Origin of the sequence: Agrococcus sp. Marseille-Q4369, assembly GCF_018308945.1 — a bacterium.
In the GTDB taxonomy this organism is placed as follows: Bacteria; Actinomycetota; Actinomycetes; order Actinomycetales; family Microbacteriaceae; genus Agrococcus.
The window spans coordinates 1,806,914-1,819,608 of sequence record NZ_CP070501.1 but is presented as its reverse complement, the minus strand read 5'-3'; the positions used below and the strand labels follow the sequence as shown (position 1 = coordinate 1,819,608).

Annotated in this window: 13 protein-coding genes, 2 tRNA genes and 1 pseudogene; 3 read left to right on the top strand and 13 right to left on the bottom strand. The window is 71.7% G+C overall.

The window, feature by feature from the left end; translation table 11 throughout:
* The first annotated feature begins 76 nt into the window (after positions 1-76).
* Positions 77-1,891, top strand: a complete 1,815-nt coding sequence (gene pknB, locus JSQ78_RS09120; RefSeq protein WP_211447121.1) for a Stk1 family PASTA domain-containing Ser/Thr kinase — start codon at positions 77-79, stop codon at positions 1,889-1,891.
* Positions 1,892-1,909: 18 nt separating this feature from the next.
* Here the strand turns inward: pknB and JSQ78_RS09115 are convergent, their stop codons facing one another.
* Genes JSQ78_RS09115 through JSQ78_RS09105 form a run of 3 tightly spaced genes read right to left on the bottom strand, consistent with a single transcriptional unit; the run spans position 1,910 to position 3,518 of the window.
* Positions 1,910-2,578 (bottom strand): anthranilate synthase component II, encoded by a 669-nt coding sequence (locus JSQ78_RS09115; RefSeq protein WP_211447120.1) that lies wholly within the window; start codon positions 2,576-2,578, stop codon positions 1,910-1,912.
* The gene (locus JSQ78_RS09110; RefSeq protein WP_211447119.1) at positions 2,575-2,763 is read right to left on the bottom strand and encodes a hypothetical protein; all 189 of its coding nucleotides are present in this window, start codon (positions 2,761-2,763) and stop codon (positions 2,575-2,577) included. The genes JSQ78_RS09115 and JSQ78_RS09110 overlap by 4 nt, the downstream gene beginning before the upstream one ends.
* Entirely contained in the window at positions 2,763-3,518 is a 756-nt protein-coding gene (locus JSQ78_RS09105; protein WP_211447118.1) for a class E sortase, read from the bottom strand. The genes JSQ78_RS09110 and JSQ78_RS09105 overlap by 1 nt, the downstream gene beginning before the upstream one ends.
* A 40-nt stretch (positions 3,519-3,558) precedes the next feature.
* Between JSQ78_RS09105 and JSQ78_RS09100 the strand changes: the two genes are divergently transcribed.
* Entirely contained in the window at positions 3,559-3,819 is a 261-nt protein-coding gene (locus JSQ78_RS09100; RefSeq protein ID WP_211447117.1) for a cell division protein CrgA, read from the top strand.
* A gap of 52 nt (positions 3,820-3,871) precedes the next feature.
* Here JSQ78_RS09100 and JSQ78_RS09095 read toward each other — a convergent pair whose 3' ends face one another.
* Together JSQ78_RS09095 and JSQ78_RS09090 are read right to left on the bottom strand one after the other, a co-directional pair.
* A complete protein-coding gene (locus JSQ78_RS09095) occupies positions 3,872-4,738 on the bottom strand; it encodes a rhomboid family intramembrane serine protease (RefSeq protein ID WP_211447116.1) in 867 nt (288 codons plus the stop codon).
* A gap of 6 nt (positions 4,739-4,744) precedes the next feature.
* On the bottom strand, positions 4,745-5,284 hold the full coding sequence (locus JSQ78_RS09090; RefSeq protein ID WP_211447115.1) for a peptidylprolyl isomerase: 540 nt from the start codon (positions 5,282-5,284) through the stop codon (positions 4,745-4,747).
* Between the two features lie 141 nt (positions 5,285-5,425).
* Between JSQ78_RS09090 and JSQ78_RS09085 the strand changes: the two genes are divergently transcribed.
* Positions 5,426-6,022 (top strand): hypothetical protein, encoded by a 597-nt coding sequence (locus tag JSQ78_RS09085; protein ID WP_211447114.1) that lies wholly within the window; start codon positions 5,426-5,428, stop codon positions 6,020-6,022.
* 78 nt (positions 6,023-6,100) lie between these two features.
* Here the strand turns inward: JSQ78_RS09085 and JSQ78_RS09080 are convergent, their stop codons facing one another.
* The 8 genes and pseudogenes from JSQ78_RS09080 to gyrA all read right to left on the bottom strand — a co-directional run bounded on the left by JSQ78_RS09080 (position 6,101) and on the right by gyrA (position 12,694).
* Positions 6,101-6,286 (bottom strand): hypothetical protein, encoded by a 186-nt coding sequence (locus JSQ78_RS09080; protein WP_211447113.1) that lies wholly within the window; start codon positions 6,284-6,286, stop codon positions 6,101-6,103.
* 3 nt (positions 6,287-6,289) lie between these two features.
* Positions 6,290-6,724 carry an NUDIX hydrolase gene (locus JSQ78_RS09075; RefSeq protein WP_021010617.1) on the bottom strand — a complete coding sequence of 145 codons (435 nt, stop codon included), beginning with the start codon at positions 6,722-6,724 and terminating at the stop codon, positions 6,290-6,292.
* 34 nt (positions 6,725-6,758) lie between these two features.
* Positions 6,759-7,745: pseudogene (locus JSQ78_RS09070) on the bottom strand (BCCT family transporter); the annotation flags it as partial.
* Between the two features lie 45 nt (positions 7,746-7,790).
* Positions 7,791-9,182 (bottom strand): threonine/serine exporter family protein, encoded by a 1,392-nt coding sequence (locus tag JSQ78_RS09065; protein ID WP_249295588.1) that lies wholly within the window; start codon positions 9,180-9,182, stop codon positions 7,791-7,793.
* A gap of 197 nt (positions 9,183-9,379) precedes the next feature.
* A tRNA-Ala gene (locus tag JSQ78_RS09060) sits at positions 9,380-9,455 on the bottom strand.
* 32 nt (positions 9,456-9,487) lie between these two features.
* Positions 9,488-9,564, bottom strand: a tRNA-Ile gene (locus tag JSQ78_RS09055).
* A 62-nt stretch (positions 9,565-9,626) separates the two neighbouring features.
* Positions 9,627-10,034 carry a DUF3566 domain-containing protein gene (locus JSQ78_RS09050; protein ID WP_021010613.1) on the bottom strand — a complete coding sequence of 136 codons (408 nt, stop codon included), beginning with the start codon at positions 10,032-10,034 and terminating at the stop codon, positions 9,627-9,629.
* Positions 10,031-12,694, bottom strand: coding sequence for a DNA gyrase subunit A (gene gyrA / locus JSQ78_RS09045; protein ID WP_211447112.1), 2,664 nt, complete (start codon positions 12,692-12,694; stop codon positions 10,031-10,033). Before gyrA ends, JSQ78_RS09050 begins: the two co-directional genes overlap by 4 nt.
* Position 12,695 lies beyond the last annotated feature (1 nt).

Below are 12,695 nucleotides of genomic sequence, written 5' to 3'. Positions count from 1 at the left end.
GCGGCCCTGACGTAGAATCGACCGATCCCCCATCCCGGGGCTCGGCCGCGGGCCACGCACGAGGAGAGGAGCCGCGATGACCGACAGCATCATCGCGTCGCTGCGGACCCTCGGCGACCGCTACGAGATCGGCGAGCTCATCGGGCAGGGCGGCATGGCCGAGGTGCACCTCGCGCGCGACACCCGGCTCGACCGCCAGGTCGCGGTGAAGCTGCTGAAGCCCGAGCTCTCGAGGGACCCGGAGTTCCGCACGCGCTTCCGCCAGGAGGCGCAGTCGGCGGCGCGCATGTCGCACCCGACGGTCGTGCGCGTCTTCGACGCCGGCGAGGAGCCCGCGGTCGACGCGAGCGGGCAGCCGGCGGCCGTGCCGTACATCGTCATGGAGTACGTCGACGGCCGGATGGTGAAGGACATCATCGCCGAGGGTCCGCTGCCCGAGTCGGAGGCCGTGCGGATCACGAAGGGCATCCTGACCGCCCTCGAGTACTCGCACCGTGCCGGCATCGTGCACCGCGACATCAAGCCCGGCAACGTCATGGTCACCCCCGGCGGGCAGATCAAGGTGATGGACTTCGGCATCGCCCGTGCCGTCTCCGAGACGAGCGCGAACGTCGCCCAGACCGGCATGATCCTCGGCACGGCGCAGTACTTCTCCCCCGAGCAGGCGAGGGGCGAGGCGGTCGACGCCCGCACCGACCTGTACTCGACGGGCGTCATCCTCTTCGAGCTGCTGACCGGCCGCGCGCCGTTCGAGTCGGACACGCCCGTCGGCGTGGCATACCAGCACGTCGCCGAGGAGCCGCCGACCGCGTCGTCGATCACCCCGGGCATCACGCCCGAGATGGACTCGATCGTCGCGAAGGCGCTCGAGAAGCCGCGCGACGACCGCTTCCAGTCGGCGACCGAGTTCAAGCAGGCGCTCGACGACGCCCTCGCGGGCGTGCTCGTGCCCTTCGAGAAGACCGAGACCGCACCGCTCGAGATCGGTGCCGCGACGACGATGTTCGCCGCGCTCGCCGTCGACGAGCCGGAGCTCGATGCGGAGGCTGAGCCCGCTGCGTTGCAGCGCGACCGGCGACCGCCCGTCGCGTGGCTGTGGGGTGCGGCAGCGCTCATCGCCGTGCTCGTCGTCGTCGCCGTCGCATGGGCCACGAACTTGCTCAACCTCCCGATCGCGGGGCTCTCCACGAACGTGCCCGAGGTCGCCGGCCTCACCGAGGACGAGGCGGTCGCGGCCGTCGAGGCCGCCGACCTCGAGGCCGAGGTGCGCCGCATGATCGACGAGGCGGATGTCGGCACGGTGCTGCGCTCGGAGCCGGAGTCGGGCGTGCGCCTCTCCCCGGGATCCCCCGTGACGATCGTCGTCTCGAACGGGCCGCCGCCGACGCCGCTCATCAGCGTCGCGAACCTCACCGAGCAGCAGGCGCGGCAGGCGCTCGAGGCCGCGGGCTACGTCGTCGGCGAGGTCACGCGCGCGAGCTCGCCGACCGTCGCGATCGACCGGGTCATCGCCACCGACCCGACCGCAGGCACCAGCGTGACGCGCGGGCAGTCGATCGACATCCAGCTCTCGAACGGACGCGTCACGGTGCCCGACGTCGTCGGCCAGTCGCTCTCGAGCGCGCAGTCGCAGCTCGAGGCGCTCGGGCTGTCGGTGCGCCGCGCGACCACCACCTCGTGCACCGCCGCGAACCTCGTGACCGCGCAGTCGGTCGCGGCCGAGAGCGACGTCGCGCAGGGCAGCAGCGTCACGGTCACCTACTGCGTGCGCCGCGCGGCGCCGCCCGCGCCCCCGCGGCAGAGCACGCCGCCGCCTCCCCCGGCCGACCCCGGTCCGGGTGACGGCGACGGCGAGGGCGGCGACGAGGGCGAGGGCGGCGACGAGGGCTGATCCGTCGCTCGCGGGCCCTCAGCGCTGCGGCGGCGAGGCGAGCGTGACGAGCGGCGCGCGGCCGGCGGCGAGCTCGGCGGCGCCGGCGAGCCCGGCCGACTCGAGCCAGTTGCCGAGCATGCGGTAGCCGCCCTCGGTCAGCACCGACTCGGGGTGGAACTGCACGCCCCACACGGGCGCGTCGCGGTGCTCGAGCGCCATGATGACGCCGCCGGCCGCCCGGTCGCCATCGGCGTCCGGCACGGTCCGCGCGGTCACGCGCAGCGCATCCGGCACCGTCCCGTCGACGACGGCGAGCGAGTGGTAGCGCGTCGCGGTCAGCGGGCTCGGAAGCCCCTCGAAGACGGTCGAGCCGTCGTGCTCGACGAGGCTCGTCTTGCCGTGCATGAGCTCGGGCGCGTGGGTGACGACGGCGCCGAGCGCCTCCGCGATCGCCTGGTGCCCGAGGCACACGCCGAGCAGCGGCGTGCCGGCGTCGATCGCGGCGTGCACCATGGGGATCGAGACGCCCGCGTCGGCCGGCGTGCCCGGCCCGGGCGAGAGCAGCACGGCGTCCCACTCGGCGATGCCGCGCGCATCGACCCGGTCGTTGCGCACGACCGAGACGTCGGCGCCGAGCTCCTGGAGGTAGCCGGCGAGCGTGTAGACGAAGCTGTCGAAGTTGTCGACGACGAGGATGCGGGTCATGCGAGGGCACTCGATCTGCGGTCGGATCCGACGAAGGTCGGATCGGGGGTCGGGAAGAAGGTCTGCATCACCCACGGGTAGACGTGGAAGACGAGGAGGTAGGCCACGGCGGCCAGGAGCACGAGCACGATCACGAGCCGCACGGGCCACGGGCCGGGCAGCGCCCGCCAGAGGGCCGCGTACATCACGCCCTCCCGAGGGTCTCGGCGAGCTCGAGCGGCATGCCGTCGGCGGCACTCTGCCAGCCTACCCAGGTGGCGTAGGCGATGAGCCTGCCGGCCGCCGACCACTCCGGGTTGCACGTCGTGAGCGTGAGGTAGCGCCCATCCGTCGGCTCGTGCGGCAGCTGCGGCACGGGAGCGACGACGCCGATGGCCGTCGGCGGCACGTACTCGTGGTTGCGGAACTCGTAGACGTGCCACGCGCTCGCCGTCTGCACGTAGATGCGGTCGCCGAGGCGCATCTCGTCGAGGTGCGTGAAGGGGCCACCCTGGCCGTTGCGGTGCCCGGCGACCGCGAAGTTGCCGAGCCCGCCCGGCATCGCCGACTCGCTGTAGTGCGCGAGCCCCTGCTCGAGGCTGTCGAGCACCGCCCGGCTCGTGCCCTCCCCCACGACGCGCTCGAACTCGCCGAGCCGCGGGATGTGCATGACGGCGAACGATTCGCGGTCGGCGACGGCCGCCTCGGCGGGCGGCTCGTCGGTGCGCAGGGCGGATGCGTCGGCGACCGCGGGTGCCCCGGGCACGAGATCGGCGGCGAAGACGCGCGCCGCCTGCTGCTGCCGCTCGCCGAGCACCGCGTCGGAGAGCCACACCTGCCAACCGGCGTAGCCGAGCGCGAGCACCCCCGCGGTCAGCAGCAGCTCGCCGAGCACGCTCCAGGCGGTCGCCCGACGCCGGGGGCGCGCCGAGCGGCGGGCGCGATCGTCGAGGGCTGCCACCGCTCAATCCTAGGCGGCCACTGCACTAGCATGGGGTGCCATGAGCAGCGAGAAGTCCGTCGAGAAGGCCAAGGCCGACCGGAGCCGGTCGGCGAAGGAGCGCTCGCCGCACGACGAGCAGCACAACCCGGCGTGGTTCAAGCCGGTGATGTTCGGCTTCATGATCGTCGGCTTCCTCTGGGTGATCGTCTACTACGTCTCGGGCACGACGCTGCCGATCGCGCAGCTCGGCTCGTGGAACATCGTCATCGGCTTCGGCGTGATGTTCATCGGCTTCATCATGACCACGCGCTGGAAGTAGCGAATCACACCGGTGTAGTTCTCCCCAGCTGTGGAGAGAACTGTGGAGAACGCTAGAGGATCGCTGCGAGCCGCAGCGCGAAGAGCGCGGCGAGCACGACCGCGACCGCGCCGATGACGAGCCACGCCGCCTTCGCCGCCTGATCGCCGCGGAGCCGCTTGTGCACCGCTCCGATGCCGAAGCCGAGCGCGAGCCCGATCACGAGGCCGCCGACGTGCGCCGCCCACGACACGTTGCTGATCACGAACGTCAGGACGAGGTTGATGGCGACGATGACGAGGATGCTCGGCTGCACGCGGCCGACCATGCGCTGCATGCCGATGACCATGCCGAAGAGCGCGTAGATCGCGCCAGATGCCCCGACGACCGCCGAGAGCGGGGTGAGCCAGGAGATCGCGACCGCGGCCCCCGCCGCGCTCACGACGTAGGCGGCCAGGAAGGGCAGCCTGCCGATGCGCTGCTCGATCGACGGGCCCACGAGCCACAGGATGAGCATGTTGAAGCCGAGGTGCAGCACGCCCGCGTGCACGAGCGCGTAGGTGACGAAGCGCCACGGCTCGATGAGCGAGTAGGGCAGGAAGAACAGCAGCGACGCGGCGACGTCCCCGGGCAGCAGCTGGAGCGCCCCGACGACCGCGGTGACGGCGATGATCGACATCGTCACGGGCGCGGGCTGGGCGAACCAGCTGCGCACGCGGCGGCCGGCGGCGCTGCGGGGCGCGCCGCTCGCCGCTCGCACCTGCCGCTGCAGCGAGCGCTGCTCGGCCGCGAGCTCGCGCACGCACTCGGGGCAGCGCACGCCGACGGGCGACGGCTGCTGGCACTCGCCGCAGACCGTGCGCCCGCACCGCTGGCACAGCACCCAGCTGACGCGGTCCGGGTGCCGGTAGCAGCGGTCGCCCGTCGCTGAGGATGACACCTCGGGTCAGGCCTCGGTGATCTCGATCGTCTCGATCACGACGTCCTCGAGCGGGCGGTCGCGGCCGTCGGTCGCGACCGCCTGGATCGCGTCGACGACGCCGCGCGACGCCTCGTCCTCGACGAGCCCGAAGATCGTGTGCTTGCCCTGCAGCCACGGGGTCGCGACGGTCGTGATGAAGAACTGCGAGCCGTTCGTGCCGCGGCCCGCGATCTTGCCGGCGTTCGCCATCGCGAGCACGTAGGGCGCGTTGAAGTCGAGGTCGGGGTGGATCTCGTCGTCGAACTGGTAGCCGGGACCGCCGACGCCCTGGCCGAGCGGGTCGCCGCCCTGGATCATGAAGTCGGGGATGATGCGGTGGAAGACGACGCCGTCGTACAGCGGGTCGGTCGAGGTCTTGCCCGTGGCGGGGTGCGTCCACTCGCGCTTGCCAGTGGCGAGCTCGACGAAGTTCTGCACGGTCTTGGGGGCGTGGTCGCCGAGGAGGTTGACCTTGATCTCCCCGAGATTCGTGCGGATGGTCGCGACAGCGGTGTGATGAGCCATGGCCCGATACTCCCACAGCGGGCTTGGCGGGAGCGCTCGGCCAGCCTCGATTTCGGCGACAGCGAAACCATCGGAGCGTGGGTGACGCGTCCAGGAAAACCTGCAAGGATGACGCGCAGGCTCCACGACGGAAGGACAGACATGTCGCTCGAACTGACGCGCAAGCGCGCGAAGCAGGTCAAGAAGCTCCGCAAGCAGGCCGACAAGCTCATGGCCGAGCAGCGCGCGGTGAACCACCACGCGGCAGCGCTCGCCCGCGAGGCTCGCGAGCAGGCTCGCGCCTACGGCGCCGAGACGCTCCGCCCCGCCGCCGAGCGCGTCGTGCACCGCGGCAAGGAGGCCGGCATCGACAGGCTCTCGAAGGCCGCCCGCGGCTGGAACGCGAGCGTCGTGCCCGCCCTCGCGACCGGGCTCGGCTCCGTCGCGGCCCTCGCATCCGTCGGCAAGGACGAGCGCGTGCAGAGCGCGATCGAGAACGTCCGCCGCTACGCGACCGTGCCCGACCTCGCCCCGCAGCCGGCGAAGTCCGGCCCGAACGCCTGGCAGTGGATCCTCATCGGCGTCGGCTCGGTCGCCGTCGTGAGCGCCGCCTACGCCGCGTGGCAGACCCTGCGTGCCGACGACGACCTGTGGATCCCCGACGCCCAGGACACCGCGGTCGACGCGCCCGCGCGCCCGTTCGACCAGCCGTCCGGCGGGATCCCCGACGGCCCCGAGGCCGGCGCCCCCCAGGCCTGAGCCGTCTGAGCCCCGAGCGAAGGGCCCCCGTCCGCGGGGGCCCTTCGTCGTGCGCGCATCAGGCCTCGGTCGTGCCGGTCAGGACAGCGCCGCGCCGCTCGCGACGAGGATGCCGCCGAGCACGAGCATGCCGGCCGCGAGCATGAACGAGCGGATGCGTCGCTCGGGCTCGCGACCCTGGCGCATGGTGCGCACGGAGTCGATGCCGCTGATGACGCACGAGACGACCATGAGGCCGATGCCGAGGACGATGAGGGGATGCATGGGTCAGCGGAGCGGCGAGCCGTGGTCGTCGATGTGCCGGATCGCCCAGTCGACCGCGTGCACGTGGCGCAGGGCCGGCACGTCGGCGAGCCGGTGCCACGCGACGTCGTCGGTCGTGCCGTCGACCTCGACCGCGAGCTCGCCGCCGGTGATCTCGGCGCGGTAGAGGATGCGCAGGGCCTGCATCTCGTCGCCGCGCGCGGTCGTGGGGAGCACGGCGGAGTCGACGCCGAGCAGGCTCGTGAGCCGCACGTCGTAGCCGGTCTCCTCGCGCACCTCGCGGACGGCGCCGTCCGCGGGATGCTCGCCGGGCTCGACACCGCCTCCCGGCAGCGTCCACCCGGCCATGTCGCCCTCGTTCCAGTGCGGCAGCAGGATCTCGCGCTCGTCGCCCTCGCCCCTCGTGATCAGGGCGTAGGCGGCCACTCGCATGCGCATCCGGCCATCCTACGGTGCCGCTCCCGGCGGAGCCTCAGCGCGCCGGCGGCCGCTCCTCGCCGTCGCCGTCGCTCGCCGGGAGCTGGCGCCAGTGCTCGTCGGGCCGGTGCTCGTCGGCGGGCGCGAGCGTCGGGTCGACGGACTGCGTCGGGACGAGCTCGCCGACGCCCTCCCCCGGCGCGGTCTGCTCGACCGTGAGCTGGAAGTCGTCGCCGTGCTCCGTGACCCCCGCGACGATCGCCTGCTCGACCGCCGCGACGGCATACCGGCGCCGCACGACCATGGGATCGAGCGCGAGGTCCTTCGCGAGCGCCGCCGCGAGCCCGATCATCACGACGACGAACGGCAGGGCGGCGACGACCGTGACCTGCTGGAGGCCCGTGAGGGCATCCTCGCCGCCCAGCAGCAGCATGATCGCCGCGACGGCACCCGTCGCGACGCCCCAGAAGATGACGGTCGCGCGCGAGGGCTGCAGCGAGCCGCGGTGCGAGAGCGTGCCCATGACGATCGATGCGGCATCGGCGCCGGAGATGAAGAAGATCGCCACGGTGCCGCCGAGCTCGAGGTCGATGCCGAGCCCGCCGAAGATCGCGAACCAGACGAGCGAGACGAGCGTGGGCGCGACGAGCACCCCGGTGACGAACTGGCGGATCGTGCGGCCGCGCGAGATGCGCGCGATGAACATGCCCACGAACGGCGTCCAGCTGACCCACCATGCCCAGTAGAAGATCGTCCAGCCCGAGAGCCAGTCCGCGACCTCCTCGCCGCCGGCCGCCTCGGTGCGCGCCGACATGACCGCGAGCTGCTCGGCGTAGCCGCCGATCGTGGTCGGCAGCAGGTTGAGGATGAAGACGGTGGGCCCGACGACGAACACGAAGAGCGCGAGGATCCCCGCGAGCACCATGTTGGTGTTCGAGAGCCACTTGATGCCGCGGGAGATGCCCGAGACGGCGGAGAGGACGAACGCGAGCGTCAGCACCGCGATCACGGCGACGAGCAGCCCGTTGCTCGTCCGTGACGCCGCAACGCTAGTCCGACCCGCTGGGTGCGACGTGAGGGCCGCGCGTCAGCGAGGGCGAGCGCGCCCGCGCATCCTGCTCTCGACGGAATCGCGCAGCGGCGCACCGAGGAAGAGCCCGAGCGAGGCGCCCGATGCGAGCGCGAGGCCGACCGCGCCGGCGCCGATGAGCGTCGCGACCCCGAGCACGAGGCTCGCGGCCGAGCCGTCGGACTCGACGAGCTGCAGCAGCCCCCGGAAGACCGCGTAGCCCGGCACGAGCGGCACGATCGCGGCGGTCGTCACTGCGATGGACGGCACGTGCAGGCGGTGCCCGATGATGATGCCGACGAGGCTCGCGACGAGCGCGCCGACCCCGCTCGCCACCGGCGCGCCCGCGCCGGCCCCCGAGCCGATCGTGAAGCCGATCCAGGCGAGCCCGCCGAGCACGGCGCTCACGAGCGTCGTGCGGAGGCGGGCGCCGTTCATGATCGCGACCGAGATCGCGATGATGACCGCGCCGGTCAACTGCAGCGGCAGCGAGCCGAGCGCTGGCGCCTCGCTCGTGACGGCGAAGCCCAGCCCGAGCGTGCGGGCGAGCGAGAGCCCGCCGAGGATGCCGATCACGACCCCGAGGGTCGAGAGCACGAGGTCGAGGATGCGTCCACCCGCGGTGAGCGAGAAGCCGTCGATCGCGTCCTGGGCGGCGCCGACGACCGAGAGCCCCGCGAGCATGAGCACGATGCCGGCGGCGATGATGATCGAGGGCCGCACGTCGGCGAGCAGCGGCACCCCGAGCCTCGCGAGCGCGCTCGTCGCGGTCGCGGCGGCCGTGACGACGAGCGCGCCGACGATCTGCGAGAAGAAGAACGGCACGCGCAGCCTCGCCATGCCGCGCTGCGCGACCGCCGCCGCGCACGACGCGAGGAAGGCGATGAGCCCGATGATCCACGAGGCGCCGAAGAGCACGGTGACGCCGACCGCGAGCATCCCCTGCGCGAGCACGACGAACGTCGGCCGGTAGAGGAAGGGCGTGCGGCGGATGGCGTCGAAGCGGGCGCGCGCGTGCTCGAGGTCGAGCCCGCCCTCGATCTCGACGACGAGCGCCTGCAGCCGCTGGAGCTTCGCGTGGTCCGGCACGGGCGCCCGCACGACCCGGATGAGGGTGATGGGCAGGTCGTCGTGGCCCCGGTGGTACGAGACGCCGATCGAGTTGTACGTCACGTCGACGTGCACGGGGCGGATGCCGAGCGCGGCGGCGACGCGCGTCGTCGCGAGCGTCACGTCGTTCGCTGAGGCGCCGACCGTCAGGAGCGCCTCGGCGATGCGCATCGCGAGGTCGATGACCTTCCGCGCGTGCACCTCGTCGATCGTGAGGAGCGCCTCCGTCATCGCCCGCGAGGCGGGGTCGGTGCGGATCGCGCGCGCGATGCGCTGCCGCCAGTCCTGCCGTCCGTCCATCCCTCCCATCCTCCCATCCGCCGGGAGGCCGGCGGGGATGCCGGGAGCTGCTCAGGCCTCGCGCCAGGCGTCGCTCTCGAGGCGCGAGTTCGGCGAGGGCGACCGCCGTCGCGCGGCCGATGCCGGAGCCGGTGACGATCGCGGTGCGCGCGGAGTCCGTGGCGAGCACGCTCATCGCGCGCGGGCTCGGGGACCAGTGGTGGAGCCTGGGAGAATCGAACTCCCGACATCCTGCTTGCAAAGCAGGCGCTCTACCAACTGAGCTAAGGCCCCGTGGCCGGCGGGCCGGCCGTGGGAGTTGTGCGTGGTGGGGCTACCTGGACTCGAACCAGGGACCTCTTCGTTATCAGCGAAGCGCTCTAACCGCCTGAGCTATAGCCCCGAGCACAATCATCGATGCTACCACCTGCGCCGGCGTGCTCTCGACCACGGCGCCGGATCGGCCTACTGGTTGGCGAAGCCGACCTGCAGGCCGCCCGTCAGTCGCACCGAGAGGTTGTACAGCACGGCGATGACCGCGCCGAGGACGGTGATGACGACGAAGTTCAGCACCGCGACCAGCAGCGTGAACATCATCACCTGCGGCAGCGACAGCAGCGATGTGATGGCGAACTCCGGGTCGGCGAGGATGTCGCGCATCACCTCGTCGACCTTGCCGAACAGCCCGACGACCTGCAGCAGGCTCCACATCACGAACACCACGACGACCTGGACGATGCCGAGCACGAGCCCGAGCACCGCCGAGACCTTCATGGCCGACCAGAAGTCGATGTGCACGAGGCGCAGCCTCACCTGCTTGCTCGAGCCGCTGCGCCGAGGCGTCTTGCTCTGCAGCTTCTCGGCGATGCTCATGCGTCGGTCTCCTCGGTGGGCTCGTCGTCGGTCGAATCGGCATCGGCCGAGTCCGTGGCGTCCACGATAGCGTCCTCCGCCTCCGCGATCGCGACCTGGGCGACGCCGGTCTGCGCATCCTGCGCGGGTGACGTGGCCGGCTCGGCCGCGGCCTCCTCGACGGCCTCCTCGACCTCGTCCTCCACGTTGCGCGCGATCGAGATCACGAGATCGGTCGTCGACTTCTCGGCGAACTGCACCCCCATCGTGGTGCGGCCGGTCGCGCGCACCTCGTCGACGCTCGAGCGGATGACCTTGCCGGAGCTGCGGATGAGCAGGAGCTCGTCGCCGTCGTGCACGATCGTCGCACCGACGAGCGCCCCCCGGTCGTGGTCGCCCGACGAGAAGGTGAGCACGCCCTGCGTGCCGCGGCCCTTCGACGGGTAGTCGGAGACCGGCGTCTTCTTGCCGAAGCCCTGCTCCGTCACGACGAAGACGTAGCCGTCGTCGCCGATGACCATCGCCGCGAGCGCCTCGTCGCCGTGCTTGAGGCGGATGCCGCGCACGCCGCCGGTCGCGCGGCCCATGGGGCGCAGCGCCTCATCGGTCGCCGCGAAGCGCGCCGCACGGCCTCGCTTGCTGATCACGAGGATCTCGTCGTCGGAGTTCGCGAGCATCGCCGAGATGACCCGGTCGTCGGGCGCGAGGTTGATCGCGATGATGCCGCCGGAGCGGTTGGTGTCGAACAGCTCGAGCCGCGTCTTCTTGACCTGGCCCTGCTGCGTGGCGAGCACGAGGTAGTCGGCCTGGTCGTAGCGGCGCAGCTGCAGCACGGTCTGCACGCGCTCGTCGGGCTGGAAGGCGAGCAGGTTCGCGACGTGCTGACCCTTCGCGTCGCGGCCCGCCTCGGCGATCTCATACGCCTTCATGCGGTAGACGCGGCCGAAGTTCGTGAAGAACAGCAGCCAGTCGTGCGTGGAGGTGACGCCGAAGTGCTCGACGATGTCGTCGCTGCGCAGCTGCGCGCCGCGCACACCCTTGCCGCCGCGGTGCTGCGCGCGGTACTGGTCGATGCGCGTGCGCTTGATGTAGCCGCCGGTCGTGAGGCTCATCACGACCTGCTCCTCGGGGATGAGGTCCTCCATCGAGACGTCGCCGCCGTAGCCGTGCATGATCTCGGTGCGGCGGTCGTCGCCGTGCCGCGCCACGATCTCGCGCAGCTCGTCGACGATGATCTGCCGCTGGCGCTCGGGCTTCGCGAGGATGTCCTTGTAGTCGGCGATGAGTCGGCGGAGCTCCTCGGCCTGGTCCTGGATCTTCTGCCGCTCGAGCGCCGCGAGCCGGCGCAGCTGGAGCTCGAGGATCGCGTTCGCCTGCTTCTCGTCGACCGAGAGCAGCTCCATGAGGCCCGTGCGAGCATCGTCGGGCGTCGGCGAGCGGCGGATGAGCGCGATGACCTCGTCGAGGGCGTCGAGGGCCTTGAGGTAGCCCTCGAGGATGTGCATCCGGTCCTCTTCGCGCGCGAGGCGGAACTGGGTGCGGCGGACGATGACCTCGACCTGGTGGTCTGCCCAGTGCCCGATGAAGCCGTCGAGCGAGAGCGTGCGCGGCACGCCGTCGACGATCGCGAGCATGTTCGCGCCGAAGTTCTCCTGCAGCTGCGTCTGCTTGTACAGGTTGTTGAGCACGACCTTCGCGACCGCGTCGCGCTTGAGCGTGATGACGAGGCGCTGGCCCGTGCGGCCCGAGGTCTGGTCCTCGATGTTCGCGATGCCCTGCAGCTTGCCGTCCTTGACGAGGTCGGCGATGCGCACCGCGAGCCGGTCGGGGTTCACCTGGTAGGGCAGCTCGGTGATGACGAGGGCCGTGCGGCCCTGGATCTCCTCGACCGTGACGACCGCCCGCATCGTGATCGACCCGCGACCGGTGCGGTACGCCTCCTCGATGCCCTTCGTGCCGAGGATCTGCGCGCCGGTCGGGAAGTCGGGACCCTTGATGCGCTCCATGAGGGCCGCGAGCAGCTCCTCCTTCGACGCCTCCGGGTGCTCGAGGTGCCAGATCGCGCCGTCGGCGACCTCGCGGAGGTTGTGCGGCGGGATGTTCGTGGCCATGCCGACCGCGATGCCGACCGAGCCGTTGACGAGCAGGTTGGGGAAGCGCGCCGGCAGCACCGACGGCTCCTGCGTGCGGCCGTCGTAGTTGTCCTGGAAGTCGACGGTGTCCTCGTCGATGTCGCGCACCATCTCCATGGCGAGCTGCGACATCTTCGTCTCGGTGTACCGCGGGGCGGCCGCCTCGTCGTCGCCGGCCGAGCCGAAGTTGCCCTGCCCGAGCGCGAGCGGGTAGCGCAGGCTCCACGGCTGCACGAGGCGCACGAGGGTGTCGTAGATCGCCGTGTCGCCGTGCGGGTGGTACTGCCCCATGACGTCGCCGACGACGCGCGAGCACTTCGAGAACGCCTTGTCGGGCCGGTAGCCGCCGTCGTACATCGCGTAGATGACGCGACGGTGCACGGGCTTGAGGCCGTCGCGCACCTCCGGCAGCGCCCGCCCGACGATGACGCTCATCGCGTAGTCGAGGTAGGAGCGCTGCATCTCGAGCTGGAGGTCGACCTGCTCGATCGTGCCGTGGTTCGGGGCGTCGCGGTCGAAGGGCTCAGCGGGGGTGGTCTCGTCAGTCATC

Excerpts from the sequence above, each read along its gene's own strand:
- pknB (WP_211447121.1), top strand. The coding sequence starts at position 77 with ATGACCGACAGCATCATCGCGTCGCTGCGGACCCTCGGCGACCGCTAC.
- JSQ78_RS09115 (WP_211447120.1), bottom strand. The coding sequence starts at position 2,578 with ATGACCCGCATCCTCGTCGTCGACAACTTCGACAGCTTCGTCTACACG.
- JSQ78_RS09110 (WP_211447119.1), bottom strand. The coding sequence starts at position 2,763 with ATGTACGCGGCCCTCTGGCGGGCGCTGCCCGGCCCGTGGCCCGTGCGG.
- JSQ78_RS09100 (WP_211447117.1), top strand. The coding sequence starts at position 3,559 with ATGAGCAGCGAGAAGTCCGTCGAGAAGGCCAAGGCCGACCGGAGCCGG.
- JSQ78_RS09090 (WP_211447115.1), bottom strand. The coding sequence starts at position 5,284 with ATGGCTCATCACACCGCTGTCGCGACCATCCGCACGAATCTCGGGGAG.
- JSQ78_RS09085 (WP_211447114.1), top strand. The coding sequence starts at position 5,426 with ATGTCGCTCGAACTGACGCGCAAGCGCGCGAAGCAGGTCAAGAAGCTC.
- JSQ78_RS09080 (WP_211447113.1), bottom strand. The coding sequence starts at position 6,286 with ATGCATCCCCTCATCGTCCTCGGCATCGGCCTCATGGTCGTCTCGTGC.
- JSQ78_RS09075 (WP_021010617.1), bottom strand. The coding sequence starts at position 6,724 with ATGCGCATGCGAGTGGCCGCCTACGCCCTGATCACGAGGGGCGAGGGC.
- JSQ78_RS09065 (WP_249295588.1), bottom strand. The coding sequence starts at position 9,182 with ATGGACGGACGGCAGGACTGGCGGCAGCGCATCGCGCGCGCGATCCGC.
- JSQ78_RS09050 (WP_021010613.1), bottom strand. The coding sequence starts at position 10,034 with ATGAGCATCGCCGAGAAGCTGCAGAGCAAGACGCCTCGGCGCAGCGGC.
- gyrA (WP_211447112.1), bottom strand. The coding sequence starts at position 12,694 with ATGACTGACGAGACCACCCCCGCTGAGCCCTTCGACCGCGACGCCCCG.